Origin of the sequence: Aeromonas sp. 600948 (assembly GCF_049174875.1) — a bacterium.
Lineage (GTDB): Bacteria > Pseudomonadota > Gammaproteobacteria > Enterobacterales > Aeromonadaceae > Aeromonas > Aeromonas veronii_A.
This window is the reverse complement of the sequence record NZ_JAAKTY010000003.1, coordinates 51,336-66,977: the sequence shown is the minus strand read 5'-3', so window position 1 is coordinate 66,977 and position 15,642 is coordinate 51,336. Positions and strand designations below refer to the sequence as shown.

Annotated in this window: 18 protein-coding genes; 3 read left to right on the top strand and 15 right to left on the bottom strand. The window is 62.1% G+C overall.

The features are described 5' to 3' along the window. Positions 1–37: 37 nt before the first annotated feature. Positions 38–454: a hypothetical protein gene (locus G5182_RS03450; protein WP_244775612.1), complete on the bottom strand. Its 417-nt coding sequence runs from the start codon at positions 452–454 to the stop codon at positions 38–40. A 67-nt stretch (positions 455–521) separates the two neighbouring features. Between G5182_RS03450 and G5182_RS03445 the strand changes: the two genes are divergently transcribed. After that, on the top strand, positions 522–2,252 hold the full coding sequence (locus G5182_RS03445; protein WP_421254191.1) for a formate--tetrahydrofolate ligase: 1,731 nt from the start codon (positions 522–524) through the stop codon (positions 2,250–2,252). Positions 2,253–2,323: 71 nt separating this feature from the next. Here the strand turns inward: G5182_RS03445 and G5182_RS03440 are convergent, their stop codons facing one another. Together G5182_RS03440 and folE are read right to left on the bottom strand one after the other, a co-directional pair. After that, positions 2,324–3,979 carry a methyl-accepting chemotaxis protein gene (locus tag G5182_RS03440; RefSeq protein ID WP_216961774.1) on the bottom strand — a complete coding sequence of 552 codons (1,656 nt, stop codon included), beginning with the start codon at positions 3,977–3,979 and terminating at the stop codon, positions 2,324–2,326. A gap of 411 nt (positions 3,980–4,390) precedes the next feature. Beyond that, entirely contained in the window at positions 4,391–5,047 is a 657-nt protein-coding gene (folE, locus tag G5182_RS03435; RefSeq protein WP_158112399.1) for a GTP cyclohydrolase I FolE, read from the bottom strand. Positions 5,048–5,355: 308 nt separating this feature from the next. Here folE and moeA point away from each other — a divergent pair, with 308 nt between their 5' ends. Beyond that, a complete protein-coding gene (gene moeA, locus G5182_RS03430) occupies positions 5,356–6,582 on the top strand; it encodes a molybdopterin molybdotransferase MoeA (RefSeq protein WP_302054530.1) in 1,227 nt (408 codons plus the stop codon). Then, positions 6,579–7,334, top strand: coding sequence for a molybdopterin-synthase adenylyltransferase MoeB (gene moeB / locus G5182_RS03425; protein WP_421254190.1), 756 nt, complete (start codon positions 6,579–6,581; stop codon positions 7,332–7,334). Before moeA ends, moeB begins: the two co-directional genes overlap by 4 nt. Before the next feature lie 70 nt (positions 7,335–7,404). On the opposite strand, the gene G5182_RS03420 is transcribed toward moeB, so the two are convergent. The 12 genes from G5182_RS03420 to napG form a co-directional block, all read right to left on the bottom strand. Then, positions 7,405–8,181, bottom strand: coding sequence for an alpha/beta fold hydrolase (locus G5182_RS03420; protein ID WP_371178078.1), 777 nt, complete (start codon positions 8,179–8,181; stop codon positions 7,405–7,407). Between the two features lie 85 nt (positions 8,182–8,266). Continuing rightward, complete coding sequence (gene modC / locus G5182_RS03415) at positions 8,267–9,367, bottom strand: molybdenum ABC transporter ATP-binding protein (protein WP_421254189.1); 1,101 nt, start codon at positions 9,365–9,367, stop codon at positions 8,267–8,269. After that, positions 9,364–10,044 (bottom strand): molybdate ABC transporter permease subunit, encoded by a 681-nt coding sequence (gene modB, locus G5182_RS03410; RefSeq protein WP_005334429.1) that lies wholly within the window; start codon positions 10,042–10,044, stop codon positions 9,364–9,366. The genes modC and modB overlap by 4 nt, the downstream gene beginning before the upstream one ends. A 111-nt stretch (positions 10,045–10,155) precedes the next feature. After that, a complete protein-coding gene (modA, locus tag G5182_RS03405) occupies positions 10,156–10,884 on the bottom strand; it encodes a molybdate ABC transporter substrate-binding protein (RefSeq protein ID WP_204380865.1) in 729 nt (242 codons plus the stop codon). 87 nt (positions 10,885–10,971) lie between these two features. Continuing rightward, positions 10,972–11,445, bottom strand: a complete 474-nt coding sequence (gene moaE / locus G5182_RS03400) for a molybdopterin synthase catalytic subunit MoaE (protein WP_106842662.1) — start codon at positions 11,443–11,445, stop codon at positions 10,972–10,974. Between the two features lie 2 nt (positions 11,446–11,447). After that, entirely contained in the window at positions 11,448–11,693 is a 246-nt protein-coding gene (gene moaD, locus G5182_RS03395; protein ID WP_204380864.1) for a molybdopterin synthase sulfur carrier subunit, read from the bottom strand. Further along, positions 11,690–12,214, bottom strand: a complete 525-nt coding sequence (gene moaC, locus G5182_RS03390; protein WP_421254188.1) for a cyclic pyranopterin monophosphate synthase MoaC — start codon at positions 12,212–12,214, stop codon at positions 11,690–11,692. Before moaC ends, moaD begins: the two co-directional genes overlap by 4 nt. A 9-nt stretch (positions 12,215–12,223) precedes the next feature. Continuing rightward, a complete protein-coding gene (moaB, locus tag G5182_RS03385) occupies positions 12,224–12,730 on the bottom strand; it encodes a molybdenum cofactor biosynthesis protein B (protein WP_421254187.1) in 507 nt (168 codons plus the stop codon). Between the two features lie 242 nt (positions 12,731–12,972). Continuing rightward, positions 12,973–13,563 carry a cytochrome c3 family protein gene (locus G5182_RS03380; RefSeq protein ID WP_005353459.1) on the bottom strand — a complete coding sequence of 197 codons (591 nt, stop codon included), beginning with the start codon at positions 13,561–13,563 and terminating at the stop codon, positions 12,973–12,975. A gap of 11 nt (positions 13,564–13,574) precedes the next feature. Further along, entirely contained in the window at positions 13,575–14,030 is a 456-nt protein-coding gene (locus G5182_RS03375; protein ID WP_005334452.1) for a nitrate reductase cytochrome c-type subunit, read from the bottom strand. After that, positions 14,030–14,905 (bottom strand): quinol dehydrogenase ferredoxin subunit NapH, encoded by an 876-nt coding sequence (napH, locus tag G5182_RS03370; protein WP_421254186.1) that lies wholly within the window; start codon positions 14,903–14,905, stop codon positions 14,030–14,032. The genes G5182_RS03375 and napH overlap by 1 nt, the downstream gene beginning before the upstream one ends. Beyond that, entirely contained in the window at positions 14,902–15,639 is a 738-nt protein-coding gene (gene napG, locus G5182_RS03365) for a ferredoxin-type protein NapG (protein ID WP_139410605.1), read from the bottom strand. The genes napH and napG overlap by 4 nt, the downstream gene beginning before the upstream one ends. Between the last annotated feature and the right edge of the window lie 3 nt (positions 15,640–15,642).

Genomic DNA, 15,642 nt, shown 5'->3' with positions numbered 1-15,642 from the left:
CGGCCTGACTGTCCGGCCTGCTGGTCCGGCTTGAAACCTAACGCTGGCCAGGGGCCGCGGCAGGAACCAGCTTCGCCAGCAAACGCTCCTGCTCGAGACTCAACTGCCAGCGCGGCAGCCGGGTGCGGATCACCGACAACTGCGGTTCACTGAGGGCATAGGGGAGCGCCACCTCAAGCTCGGGGCAGTCAAACATGGCGGCCAGCTGCAGGATCAGAATGAGGTTTGCCTCGTCGGTCTTGTGCTTGTTGACCCGTTTGCGGATCTCGTGGCGCAGCTGGGTTTCGGGGTCCTGGGTCATCGCCTGCCAGCCGAAACCGAACAGCGGCACCAGCGCGCTGACAATCCCCAGCGCCGTCATCGGCTGCTTGGGGGGATGATAGAGTTCGTTGAGATCCAGCAGAACAGGATTCTGACGAACCTCACCCCCACCAAATAAAATCGTTTTCGTCATTGGATTACCCGTTATATTCCACTAGACTGCGCCGCATATTTTACCCCGATATGCCAACGAGGTGCTGATGCTAAGCGATATCGAGATCTCCCGCCAGTCCCCCCGTCTCTCAATCCACGCGCTGGCAGAACGCCTCGCCATCCCCCAGCACCTGCTCAGCCCCCATGGTTACTACAAAGGCAAGCTCAGCCTCGACCTGCTCACGTCTCAGCCCAAACAGCGCGGCAAGCTGGTACTGGTGAGCGCCATCACCCCTACCCCGCTCGGTGAAGGGAAAACGGTGACCACCCTTGGCCTCTCCATGGGGCTCAACCATATCGGCCAGCACAGCATCGCCACTATCCGCCAGCCGAGCCTCGGCCCGGTATTCGGGGTCAAGGGGGGCGCTGCCGGTGGCGGCCACGCCCAGGTGGTGCCGATGGAGGAGATGAACCTCCACCTTACCGGCGATTTTCACGCTCTGACGGCGGCTCACAATCTGGCGGCTGCAGCCCTCGATGCCCGCCTGTTCCATGAGCGTAAACTCGGCGACCAGTTCACCGCCAAAACCGGCCTGCCGCGGCTCGATATCGATGCCGATAACATCCTCTGGCCGCGCACCCTCGACATGAATGATCGCGCCTTGCGCCACCTCACCATCGGTCAGGGTGGGGCAGCCGATGGGGTGGAACGCGGCGATCGCTTCGTCATCACCGCCGCCTCCGAGCTGATGGCCATTCTGGCGCTGGCAAGCGATCTGAAAGACCTGCGCCAGCGCATCGGCCGCATCCAGCTGGCCCGCGATATCCACGGCAAGCCCATTACCGCCGAACAGTTGGAAGTAGCAGGCGCCATGACGGTACTGCTCAAAGATGCGCTGCAACCAACCCTGATGCAAACCACCGAGCAGACGCCGGTGCTGGTGCACGCTGGCCCCTTTGCCAATATCGCCCACGGCAACTCCTCGGTGATCGCCGATCGCATCGCCCTTGGCCTGACCGACTATGTGGTGACCGAGGCGGGTTTTGGCTCCGACATGGGGCTGGAGAAGTTCTTCAACATCAAGAGCCGCCAATCCGGTATTACCCCCGCCTGCGTGGTGCTGGTGGCAACGGTGCGCGGCCTCAAGGCCAACAGCGGCCTGCTCGATATCCGCCCGGGCCAGCCGCTGCCAGCCAGCCTGCAAGGGGAAGATCTGCCGACCCTCAAGCAGGGCTGCGCCAACCTCGCTTGGCATATCCGGAACGCCCGCCGCTACGGGGTGCCGGTGGTGGTCGCCATCAACCGCTTCCCCACCGACAGCGAGGCCGAACTGGCGCTGCTGGCCCATGAAGCGCAGCAAGCCGGTGCCTGTGGCGCGGCCATATCCAACTCCTTCACTCAGGGTGGTGCCGGTGCCAGCGAGCTGGCCCGCGCCGTGGTGGCCGCCTGCGAGCAACCCGGCAAGGTGAAACTGCTCTACCCCGACGAGGCGAGCCTCGACGCCAAACTGACGACCCTGGTGGAGTGCGGCTACGGCGGCCGCGGAGTGCAGCTCTCCGACAGAGCGCGCCAGCAGCTGGCCCAACTCTCTGCCGAAGGATGGGATCACTTGCCCATCTGCGTGGCCAAGACGCCGCTCTCCATCAGCCATGACCCCGCCCTCAAAGGGGTGCCGACCGATTTCGAGGTGCCCATCGACGAGGTGAAGCTCTGCGCCGGTGCCGGCTTCGTCTATGCACTGGCGGGCCCCATCATGACCATGCCGGGCCTTGGCAGCCTGCCGGCCTATCGCCATATCGATATCGATGAGAACGGCGAGATAGTCGGCCTGAGCTGAGCCCTTCCACAACGCCAGAAACAACAAGGCCCCGCCAATTGCGGGGCCTTCTGTTATCCATGCATCAACCCTTAGAGGGTGAAGCGCTGGGTCATATGGTGCAGGGTGTTGGCCAGCTTGCTCAGCTCGACGCAAGCCTGGGCGATCTGATGAGCGCCCTGGGCATTCTCGTCAGCGGCATTGTGAATGTTGACGATGCTGCGGTTGAGCTCTTCGGTCACCGCGTTCTGCTCTTCGGTGGCGGTGGCGATCAAAGTGTTCATGTCGGTGATGCGCACCACGGCACCGTTGATGGTCTCGATACTGGTACCGGCATCCCGTGCCAGACCGACACTCTCCTGCATCTGGTGACGGCTCAGCTGCATGGCGTTGCCCGCCTCGGCGGCGCGGCTCTGCAGCAGCTCGATCATCTTGCTGATCTCGGCGGTGGAGTCCTGGGTACGCTGGGCCAATGAACGCACTTCATCCGCAACGACCGCAAAACCACGGCCCTGCTCACCGGCACGGGCCGCTTCGATGGCAGCGTTAAGGGCCAGCAGGTTGGTCTGACCGGCGATATCGCGGATCACATCCAGCACCACGCTGATATTGGCGCTATCGGCCTCCAGCTGCTGCACCACTGTGCCCGCCTGTTCAATCTTGACCGACACCTCTTCGATGCTGGCAATGGAGCTGCGTACCACTTCGCTGCCAGCAGCAGAGGTGCGCGAGGCATCCTTGGCGGCGCTCATGGCATCCGTGGTGTTGCGGGCCACTTCGTTGACGGTGGACTGCATCTCGTTCATGGCGGTCGCCACCTGGGAGACTTCGTTCTGCTGGATGGCCATGCCGCTGGCAGACTGGCTGGAGATGGCGCTCACCTCCTCCACTGCGCTGCTGAGTTGGCTCACGGAGCCGGCGATCTCGCTCACTAGATCGGAGAGGGAACCCTGCATCCGGTTGATGGCGGAGCCCAGCTGACCCAGTTCGTCGCGGTTGAAGCGGCTGTCACGGATCCACTGCTGCAGTTCGCCCTGCCCCAGATCGCCATTGGCAATGCGCTGGGCCTGACGGGCCAGCATGATCAGCGGGTCGCGAATTTGGCGGGTCAGTACCACGGAGAGCACCACCACTAGGATCAGACCGAGCACCAGTGCGATGGTGACGCTCAGGTTGGCGGATTGGTAAGAGGCGACAATGTCACTGCGGGATTCAGACGCATAACCATGGTTAATCTGGATCAGGGAGGCCACTGACTTGCTCAGCGCGGTATAAAGGGGAACCCCCTCCTCAAGGAAGATGCGTTGGGCTTCGGCAAGCTGATCGCTGTCTTGCAGTTGTTTGACTCGCTGGTGCAGGGCGACGTAACGATCCCAGTCAGATTTCACCGTATCGAAGGTACGGCGCTCCGCCACATCCTCAGGCCAGATCGTCTTGTCATGGGCAATCAGCTGCTGCGCGATCGAGTTAAGCTGTTGACTGGCAATATTCCGATATTCAGCCCTTTTCAGCGGCTCGGCGGCCACCACGAAATAACCCAGCTCATAACGACGCAGCTCACCGAGAGAATCCCCGATCGCGCTGGTGCGATTGACCGCTGGCAAGATGCTGTCGGTAAACCGGATGGCAACATCATTCATGTTGCCAAACTGGACAAGGGCAAAACCGCCGATAAAGGCGACCATCAAACCGAGCACGGCAAAGCCGGCGGTGAGTTTTTTACCTATGGTCATGGTACTGGTATTCATGGGATATCCTGGTGGTCGTTAAATTCGTAGCACTCGTCCGGTTCACGCCCTCCTGGCATGAACTATCTGGCCACCTGTTCAGTGGCGCACCATCCAACCTTGATGAATATCTCTGAATTCCATGAGCGGCAGCGAGAGCCGTGAGGGGGCGCTAGAGTAACCGGATTGTGATGGTTCGGAAAGAGTCTGTCCGGTTACTTTTTGTAAGGTGAAAACGAGGGATTTATCGTGCTCGATTAAATATACTGCTCAGATGAATAAATCGAAAAAATACATAACGTTTGCATAAGGCAAGCCGCACGGGCCAAGCCGTTGCAGGCCACCACTCTGATCCGGAACCAATGAAAAACGCCAGCAATGGCTGCTGGCGTCTCGTTTATTCAGCGTGGCGGTTACAAAACAACCGCCATCTTATCCACGCAGGCCGCCCAGAAATTCGGCCCGGGTATCGGGCTGGGTCTTGAACACCCCGCCGAGGGAGGTGGTGGTGGTATAGGAAGTCGAATCCATCACCCCGCGCGCCTTGACGCAGTAGTGGGTCGCCCGGATGCTGATGGCCACGTCCTTGGTACCGAGCAGGGTCTGCAGCGCCAGCAGGATCTGCTGGGTCAGTCTCTCCTGCACCTGGGGACGACGGGCGAAGAACTGCACGATACGGTTGATCTTCGACAGGCCAATCACCTTGCCGCGAGGGATATAGGCCACATGGGCCATGCCGTCGATGGTGACGAAGTGGTGTTCGCAGGTGCTGGTGAGGCTGATGTCCCGCACCATGATCATTTCGTCCACCTGCATCTTGTTCTCGATCACCGTCACCTTGGGGAAGGTGGAATAATCGAGGCCTGAGAAGATCTCGTTGACGTACATCTTGGCGATGCGGTGCGGTGTCTCGGCCAGACTGTCATCGGCCAGATCCAGCCCCAGCGTCTCCATGATGGAGCGCATATGGCCTTCGATCTTCTCCCGCTTCTGCTGGCTGTTCAGCTCGTTGGTGACCAGGGGGGTTTCCAGTCCCTGGGCTTCGAGGGCAGCCCTGACCAGCAAGGCTTCCGGACTTAAGGTTGTCATTATCTTCTCTCCCACGCTCAGGGACTGTGAGGGCAGCTCATCAAGCAACCCCTTATGTTGTGGCGGCGTACAGGGCCGACGGTATCGCTGTAATGGCCCCCACTCGGGATGTGACGGCCATCTGTTATGGCGGCATAGTAAACGGCCATTGCCGCCAAGATTCAAGTCAACTTGTGCGTCACCTCATACTTTATGGCCATCTCACCCCGTTTCAGCGCCGATTACCCCGAGAATCCTTGAGATAACCTGCCCATCCCCGGGGATTTTTGTGATAATCCCGCCTTCAATCATAGAAAGAGGTCATGACGATGGGATTTGATACCAGCGGACTACTCCCCTTAAGCGATGCCCTGCAAGGGATGCTGGAACAACTCGCCTGCTGCTGCGACAGCGAGCAACTGCCCCTGCCAGAGGCCCTTGGCCGGGTTCTTGCCAGCGACATCGCCTCTCCCCTCGCCGTGCCCCCCTTCGACAACTCCGCTATGGACGGTTACGCCGTGCGCCTTTCGGATCTCGCCAGCGGCACCCCGCTCATCATGGCGGGCAAGGCGTTTGCCGGTCAGCCCTATCAGGGCGAGTGGCCCGCCGGCCACTGCGTGCGGATCATGACCGGCGCCCCGGTTCCCGCAGGCACAGATGCGGTGGTGATGCAGGAAGAAACGCAGGCCGACGGCGATCGGATCACTTTTCTGGCACAACCCGAACCGGGCCAGAATATCCGCCGCGCCGGCAGCGATATCGGCAAGGGCGCCTGCGTGCTGCCAGCCGGTACTCGCCTCACCCCGCGCGAAATGCCACTGCTGGCCTCCCTCGGCATCGCGACCGTGCCGGTACGCCGACCGCTGAAAGTGGCCATCTTCAGCACCGGCGATGAGCTCAAACCGGTCGGTACCCCGCTCGCCCACGGCGATATCTATGACTCCAACCGCTATGGCGTGCGGGCCATGCTGGCGCGCATGGGCTGCGACTGCCTCGACCTTGGCATCATCCCCGACGATCCGGCCCAGCTGCGCGCCGCCTTTATCCGCGCCGATGAAGAGGCCGATGTACTCATCACCACCGGCGGTGTCTCGGTAGGGGAAGCGGATTTCACCAAACAACTGCTGGACGAGCTCGGCGAGATTGGCTTCTGGAAGCTGGCCATCAAGCCGGGCAAGCCATTTGCCTTCGGCCGCCTGCCCCACGCCTGGTTCTTCGGCCTGCCGGGCAACCCCGTCTCCGCCATGGTCACCTTCGATCAGCTGGTGCAACCGGCGCTGGCCAAGCTGGCGGGCCAGCACTTCGAGCGCCCGCTCCAGCTGCAAGCCATTGCGGCCGAGCCACTCAAAAAGAGCCCGGGCCGACTCGACTTCCAGCGCGGCATCATGAGCCAAGGGCCAAACGGCCTCGAGGTGCGCAGCACCGGCTCGCAGGACTCCGCCGTGTTCAGCTCCCTGTCGCGAGCCAACTGCTACATCGTTCTTGAACGGGAACGGGGCCGCGTCGCCGCGGGCGAGACGGTCACCGTCGAACCCTTCGGGGGATTGCTGCTGTGAGCGAGATCCTGAGCGACGCCGAACTGCTGCGTTACAACCGCCAGATCATCCTCAAATCCTTCGACTTCGAGGGGCAGGAGGCGCTCAAACAGGCCCGTGTGCTGGTGATCGGTGCCGGTGGCCTTGGTTGCGCCGCCAGCCAGTATCTGGCGGTAGCCGGAGTTGGCCAGCTCACCCTGGTCGATTTCGACAAGGTGGAGCTATCCAATCTGCAGCGTCAGGTGTTGCACAACGATGAGCGCATTGGCCACTACAAGGTGGACTCTGCCGCCCAGTCGCTGCGAGCCCTCAATCCCTGGCTCAACGTCGAGACCCACGCTGCCGTGGCCGATGAGGCGCTGCTCGATACCCAGCTGCCCCGACATCAGTTGGTGCTCGATTGCACCGACAACCTGGCCATTCGCAACCTGCTCAACCAAAAGGCACGCCAGCATGGCGTGCCACTGGTCAGCGGCGCCGCCATCCGGCTGGAGGGACAGCTGTGCAGCTTCACCTGGCAGGAAGATGAGCCCTGCTACGCCTGCCTCAGCGCCCTGTTTGGCGAGCAGGCCCTCACCTGTGTCGAGGCGGGAGTGCTCGCTCCCGTGGTGGGGCTGGTGGGCAGCCTGCAAGCACTGGAAGCTATCAAACTCTTGGCAGGCATGGGCAAAAGCTACAGCGGCCGTCTGCTGATGATCGACAGCCTAAGCGGCACTTTCCGCGAGATGAAGCTGCCCAAGCGCCCCGACTGCCCCGTCTGCTCCCATCCTTGACGCAAACGGGATCAAAAAAGCCGAACCCTGTGGTTCGGCTTTTTGGTACCTGCACCTAACAACCCCTTCCTCAATGGGTCGTGAGGATCCGTTGCAACAGGTGATTAAAGCCCGAGGGATCTTCCGCGGGCCAGGCGTGGTGACCGTTGGGGGTGTGGATGGTGGCGTTGGGCAGGGCGGCAAACTGCTCTACCCGTTTGGCCAGCGGCAGGTAGTCGTGACTGGTGGAGATGATGGCCACCGGCTGCCAGATGGCGCCGAGCCGGGCACGTACCGACCAGCCCGGTAGCGCCTCCAGCAGCGCCTTGTAGGTTTTCTTTTTATTGCGCACGAAACGCAGCCGGAAGGTATGGCGCACCTGCGCCAGATCCGGGCCCGGGAAGAGCTCGCGTCCCAGCCACCAGGCGAGCGGGCGCATGCCAAACCAGCGCAGCCACTTGAGGCGCTGGGCGTAACGCTCCTGCTCTTTGGGGGTCTCCAGCAGAAACTCGCTAAAACCGTTGACCAGCACCAGTCCCTGCACCTTGTGGGGCAGTTGCAGCGCCAGCTCCAGCGCGACCATGGCCCCCAGCGACAATCCCACCACCCAGGCGGGTTCTGGCTGTGCATCGAGCCAGTTCACCACATCGTCTGCCAGGGTCGCCACATCGAACGGCCCCTCCTGCATGCTCTGGCCGTGGCCGCGCAAGTCCAGCGCCACCACCCGGTAGTGCTCGGAAAACCGTTCGATCTGCGCCTGCCAGTCGAGGCTGGAGGAGCCCAGCCCATGCAGCAGCAACAGCAAGGGGCCCTCCCCCGCACTGCGCAGGGCAAGACCGTTGAATTTCATCACCTGATTGCGGCGCATCAGTGTATTGCCTCTCGACTCATCACCTGAACCATCTCTTGTTGTTATGTCACCCGTGGTTATCCTGCCACGGCACGGCGCCCAATCAGCCTTCGCTGACCAGACTCACCGCCTTGATATAAGCGTAGATCTGCTGATCCGGCGCCAGCGCCAGCCGCCTGGCTGAGCGGCTGGTGATCCGGGCCAGCAGTATCTGCTGACCCAGCGCCAACTGCAACAGGGTCTGGCCGGGGCGCACCTCGCGCACCGCCAGCAGACGGGTGACGAGACAGTTGGAGAGACTGGAGTGCTCGATGGGGGCTGTGGCAATCACCACATCGCGCCCGGCCACCTTGATCTGCAAGGGGCCACTCTCGTCCGGCACATGGTTCATGGTGACCCGCAACTGCTGCTCACCAAGCTGTAGGGTCGCCATCTGTTCGTCGTCATCGTAGTGGGCCAAGGTCGCATCCAGCATCACCCCGGCATCGTCGCGACTGGCGAGTGACAGGTCGGTACGGGCGAAAATCTCGCTCGGCCTGCCTTGCGCCTCCACCCTGCCACTTTCCAGCAGCACCAGCTGATCGCAGAGCAAACTCACCTCCTCCATGGCGTGGCTGACGAAGATCATCGGGATGCCGCTCTCCTGCTGCAACCCCTTGAGCACATGGGCCTGATGGATGCGGCTGCGCCGATCGAGCGCCGAGAAAGGCTCATCGAGCAGCAGCAGATCAGGCTCGGCCAGCAGCGCCCGCCCCAGCGCTACCCGCTGGCGTTGACCGCCAGAGAGGGCATGGGCAGGCTGTCCCAGCAGATCGGCAAAACCGAGCCGAGCCGCCAGCGCTTCGGGCTGCCAGCGCCCTCGCCCCTTGCGGGCCGCCAGTTGCAGATTGCCGAGCACCGTCAGATGGAGGAAGAGCCGCGCGTCCTGAAACACCAGCCCGATCCGGCGCGCTTCGGGCAGCAGTTGAGCATACTCCCGATCGCGCCACCGCAAGCGATCCCCGCTTCGGCGATCGAGCCCAGCGATGATGCGCAGCAGTGTGCTCTTGCCGCAGCCGGAGGGGCCGAACAGGCCGAGGATCCCCCCCAGCTCGAGGGTCAGAGCGCAATCGAGGGTAAAGGAGCCAAACTCGCGCCGGACATGGAGGTTCAGGGCATGGCGGTGCGGCACGTTCACAGGCGGCATAGTGGCGGGCTGGTTCATCCAAACACTCTCCGCTGTCGGCGCTGCAGCACCCCGTAGACCAGCACCAGCATCACCAGCGAGAAGGCCATCAGGCCACCCGCCAGATAGTGGGCTTGTCGGTAATCCATCGCCTCCACATGATCAAACAGGGCGATGGAGAGCACTTGGGTCTCGCCGGGGATATTGCCGCCAATCATCAGCACCACGCCAAACTCCCCCAGGGTGTGGGCAAAGCCCAGCGCTGCCGCCATCACGAAGCTGGGCAGGGTCATCGGCAAGATGATGTGGAAGAAGCGCTCCAGCGGGCCGAGCCCCAGGGTCGCAGCAGCTTCCAGCTCCTTGTTGCCCATGTTGACGAAGGCGGAGGTGAGCGGCTGCACCACGAACGGCAGCGAATAGAGGATGGAGGCAAACAGCAGGCCGAGAAAGCTGAAGGCGAGCGGGGCGCCAAAGGTGTCGCGCCACCAGGCGCCGAAACCATATTCGGGGGAGAAGGCCAGCAGCAGATAGAAACCGAGCACCGTTGGCGGCAGCACCAGCGGCAGCGCCACCAGCGCCTCCACCAGCGGCCGCAGCCGGTTCTGACTGCGCGACAGCCACCAGGCCAGCGGCGGTGCCAGCAACAGCAAAATCGCTGTGGTGCAGGCCGCAAGCTTCAGGGTGAGCCAGACCGCCAGCAGATCCCCTTCACTCATTGCCGACCTCCCGGTTGATAAATGCCCCCAACGGCATGGTCTCTATCCTCATTGCAAAGAGTGGCCGACCCGAAGGCAGACCACTCAGGGTATCGCATCAGGCCCATCCCCTTATTGGGGCAAGGCGTAACCCGCAGCCTTGATCTGCGCCTGACCCGGCCCCTTGAGCCAGGCCACCAGCGCCTCGACCGCGGCGCCTTTTTTCAATACCAGCCCCTGCTGCTCGATGGGGGGATAGAAGCTCGCAGGCACTGCCCAGGCTTCACCAGTCTTGCCCGCTTCCACCAGATTGGCCCAAGCGACAAAGCCCAGCTCGGCATTGCCGGTGTCGACAAATTGCCAGGTCTGGCCGATGTTGGCGCCGGTCAGCAACCGGTACTGCTTGGGATCGATTTTGAGATGGGTGAGGGTCGCCATGGCGGCAGCACCATAGGGAGCAGTGCGGGCATTGGCGATGGCGAGGTTGCCTTTCCAACTGCGCAGGGTCGCCTCGTCAGGGGCCGGCCCCCCCTTCTTCCACAGCCCCAGCTGGCCGATGGCGTAGGTGAAGCGATCGCTCCCCTTGCCCTCTTTTTCCAGCTTCTCGGGGGTCGCCGCATCGGCGGAGAGGAAGAGGTCGAACGGTGCGCCGTGACTGATCTGGGTGTAGAGCACTCCGGTGGCGGCAGACGAGATGGCCAGGGTGTGGCCGGTCTTGGCGGTAAACTCCTTGCCAATACGATCTATGGTGCCCTTGAAGTTGGCCGCCACGGCCACTTTAACTTCATCAGCCTGCACGGCACCGGTATGCAAGGTGGCGGCGCAGACGCCTACGATGACAACAGATAACAGCGGTTTCATTCCCTTTCTCCTGATGGGGCCCGCACATCCGCGCCCCTTGGCGGGGCCGTGGTTCCCGTTGAACCTGCGCCCCTCGTGATGAACAGCTCAGGCTTGCCAGCGGGCAGCGGCGGCGTTGTCGCGATCAAGCGCCTCGACCCAGCGTTGCACACCCTCGGCGGTCAGCTCTTTTTTCCAGAACGGCGCCCGGGTTTTCAAGAAATCCATGATGAAGTGACAGGCATCAAAGGCGGCGTCGCGGTGGGCACTGCTCACCGCCACCAGCACGATCTGATCGCCAAGCCACAGCTCGCCGATACGATGAATGAGGGTACACTCCTGCAGCGGCCAGCGGCGGCGGGCCTCCTGCACGATATCGGCCAGCGCCTTCTCGGTCATACCAGGGTAGTGCTCGAGGGCCAGCCCCTTCACCTCCTCCCCCTGATTGAAGTCGCGCACCTTGCCAACAAAAGTGACGATGGCGCCACTGTCGGCGCGGGTGGCGAGGCGGGCATATTCGTCCGCCAGCGAGAAATCTTCCCGCTGCACCAGAATGCGATCGGTCATGATTGCCTCGCTCATCCTTAACCTCCGGTCACCGGCGGGAAGAAGGCCACCTCATCGCCATCGTTGATGGGGGTATCGAGGGGCACCAGGGTCTGGTTGACCGCCACCAGCAGTTTGCCAGCCTCGAGAGCCAACGCCCACTTGTCGCCGCGTTCACAGAGCGCCGCGCGCAGTTGTTCGGCAGTGGCATAGTCGCACGGCAGGCTCAGCTCATCACAGGCAATCAGCTCTCTTACTTGCGCAAAAAACAGTACCTTGATCATGCTTGCTCCCCGCTATTTGACCCCAGCTGAAAATGGCCGGACTTGCCGCCCTTTTTCTCTACCAGCCGCACCTGTTCGATCACCATGTCCTTTTGCACCGCCTTGCACATGTCGTAGATGGTCAGCGCCGCTACCGACGCGGCGGTCAGGGCCTCCATCTCCACCCCGGTCTTGCCGGAGAGCTTGCAGAGGGTGCGGATATGCACCTTGTGCTGCTCGGCCAGCGGCACTATCTCCACCTCGACTTTGGTCAAGGCCAGCGGATGGCAGAGGGGGATAAGATCAGAGGTCTTCTTGGCGGCCATGATGCCAGCGATGCGGGCGGTGGCGAACACGTCACCCTTGTGGTGCTGGCCGCTCAGGATCAGCGCCAGCGTCTCGGGGGCCATGGCAACAAACGCCTCGGCGCGGGCTTCGCGCTCGGTCACCTGCTTGTCGGTCACATCCACCATATGGGCTTCGCCGCTCTGGTTCAGATGCGTCAGGTTGGGCTGGGTCTGCTTGGTATCTGTCTGGTTCATCGTTTGCTCTCAGAGGTGGGAGACAAAGTTGCACGGCTTGGTGCGGGCATCGAGCTGATCGCGGATCAGTTGCTCCCAACCCAGCTGACAGGCGCCGGTGGAGCCCGGCAGACAGCAGATCAGGGTGCGATTGGCGAGTCCCGCCAGCGCACGGCTCTGCATGGCGGAGCCTTTAATCTCGGCAAAAGAGAGTTGACGGAACATCTCGCCAAAACCCTGTACGGTGCGCTCGAACAGCACACCGACCGCTTCCGGTACCCGGTTCTGTTCATTGAAGCCGGTACCGCCGTTAATCAGCACCACCTGCACCCCTTCATCGGCGATCCACTCGCTCACCTGGGCTCGAATGCGAAACAGGTTGTCCGGGCAGAGCGCCCGATCGGCCAGCAGATGGCCCGCGTCGGTAAGGGCCGAGACCAGATAGTCGCCCGAGCTGTCATCGGCGGCAGTGCGGCTGTCGGAAACCGTCAGCACGGCGATCTTGAGGGGAATAAATGCGTTGTGTTTCTGTCCCATCGGGCAGCTCCTTGTGGCTATGGGCCGTCAACGAGGCAGGAAGAGAAGGGGTATGAGAGGCCAGCTGTCAGAGCACAAAAACGGACGCAGACAGGGGTGACCAACTTGCTCAAGCGTGTGACGGCGGGCTGATTCTATCAAAGGTTTCACGAGATATGGGATTTAAAAGACACACAAATCTGATGCTTGTCCCATATATGAACAAAACGCAGGCCGGGCAAACCCGGCCTGTCGTCGCAGGATCAGAACCCTTTCACCCCGGTCATGTCGGGCAGCTGGTGCGCAATCCCCTTGTGACAGTCGATGCAGGTACTTTCACCACTGGCCAGATTGGTAGAGTGCATCTTGGCGGCACGCTGCCCCTGCAGGGAGAAGTCCATGTACTCGAAGTTGTGGCAGTTGCGGCACTCGCGCGAATCGGTCTCTTTCATTCGTTGCCACTCCCGCTCCGCCATCTCGCGCCGGTGCGACTCGAACTTCTCACGGGTATCCACCTTGCCGGTGATCATGCCCCACAGCTCCTTGGAGGCCTGCACCTTGCGGATGATCTTGTAGGTCCACTCATGGGGCACGTGGCAATCCGGGCAGCTGGCCCGCACGCCGGAGCGGTTGGCGTAGTGGATGGTGTCGCGATACTCCTCGAACACGTTGTCCTTCATCTCGTGACAGCTGGTGCAGAAGGCCTCGGTGTTGGATGCTTCCATGGCGGTGTTGAAACCACCCCAGAAAATCACGCCACCGAAGAAGCCCATCAGCAAGATGACCCAGAGAGCCGCCTTCGATGGTGACTTGAAGGTGGTCCACAGACGCTGGATAAAGCCGGGTAATTTCATCTATGGATTCCTCAGTTCAGCGCTTCAACCGGTTTAAAGGTATTTTCCACCAGCGGCTTGGCATCCGCTTGCGGCACATGGCACTGCAGGCAGAAGTAGCGACGCGGCGACACTTCACCCAGGGTCAGGCCGTCGCGGGTCTCGAAGTGAGTCGGACTGATCTTGGGGGCCTTCATGGCGCTGGCATTCTTGAAGCTGTGGCAAGCCAGGCACTTGTTGACCTTGGTGTCCACCTCATAGTTGCGAATGTCGTGGGGGATCAGCGGCGGCTGATGCATGTACTGGCGATCGTAGGGCGCGCCATCCTTGCGGAAGTTTTTCAGGGGCGCGGCGGTGGCATCGGTCACCAGATCGGTGGCGCCACGCTCGGACTTGAGGCCACCGGTACTGTTGGTGATCTCGGGTGCCGCTGCCATCAAGGATCCCGCCATCAGGCAGGCCAGCATTGCTCCAATCAGCTTTTTCATTATTTGTTCTCCGACGTTTTTTCTGCCTTGACGGCAAAACCTACAGTGATTTCAAAAACTTGTTCCGCGCAGACATCGATGCAGCGGCCACAGTTGGTACACTCCTGAGCCGCAATCAAGGGCCCGTGACCGCGCTTGGCACCGTGAACAGGCCCGCGCAGGATGGGACGCTCCGGGCAGACCGCATAACAATCCATGCAGTTGTTGCACCGCTCGCGCCCCTTGGCAGAAATCTTGATAAATCCGACCCGGTTGACCAAGGCATAGAAGGCCCCCACCGGACAGAGATGACCGCACCAGCCCCGCTCAACCACGAAGAGATCGAACAGGAATAGCGCCGCCAGCAGAGCCCAGCCCGCCCCCATGCCAAACAGCAGACCGCGCATGGCGAGCGACACCGGATTGACCAGCTCCCACGCCATCACGCCGACCACCGCTGGCACCACCAGCACCATGGCCAGCAGCCAGTAGCGGGTCGCACGGCTGAACTGACCATTGCCCTTGAGACCAAGTCGCCCCCTGAGCCAGGCCGCCGCATCCGTGATGAGGTTGACCGGACAGACCCAGGAGCAGAACACTCGCCCCCCAACCAGCCAGTAACCGGCCAGCACAATGGCAGCCCCCAGCCAGAGAGTGGTGATGGGCCAGTGACCCGCCGCCAGCGACTGCAACAGCGTGAGGGGATCGGTCAGCGGCACCGTCTCCAGCAACAGCGAGCTGGAGAGGTTGCCCTTGAGGATCCAGATGCCCGCCAGCGGCCCCAGCAAAAACAGCCCGAGCACACTGAGCTGACTCAGCCGACGCAACAGCAGGAAGCGGTGGGCGCGCCACCACCCCAGCTTGATGCGAGCCTCTTCCCCCGGATAACGACTCATAACCCCTCCGGTTTGCGGGTGGGCAGGGTGAGTCTGTCGCCGATGAGCGACTTGTTCCCCGCCTTGGCCTTCTCTTCCCAGCCGAGCCGGTAGTGATGACCCAGCTCCCCCTTGGCGAGCTGGCGTGGCACCACCTTGATGGCCGCCTCCTCCAGCACGCAGGCGTGCTCGCACTTGCCACAGCCGGTACAAATATCGCTGTGCACCGTGGGCAGGAACATGGCGTGTTTGCCGGTACGCTGGTTATGCTGCAGCTCAAGAGTGATCGCCTTGTCAATCAGCGGGCAGACCCGATAACAGACATCGCAGCGCAGCCCCAGATAGTTGAGACAGGTCTCGTGATCGATGAGCACTGCTACCCCCATCCGGGCCTGATCGATGTCGGTCATCTGCTGATCCAGCGCCCCGCTCGGGCAGGCCACCACGCAAGGGATGTCATCACACATCTCGCAGGGCACGGCACGCGCCTTGAAATAGGGGGTGCCAGTGGTCACAGGGTCAAACAGCCGGGCGAGCTTGAGAGTGTCGTAGGGGCACGCCTCGACGCAGAGCCCGCAACGCACGCAGGCGCCGAGAAACTCTGCTTCATCGAGGGCGGCGGGCGGACGCAGCGCCTGGGCAGGCACAGCTTGTGCCTGCTGGCGGGCCACGCCACCGAGCCCCACGCCAAGCAGGCCCACACCGCAGGCCCCCTTGGCCATGTCGGCCAGAAACTGGCGACGACTACGACTCATCTC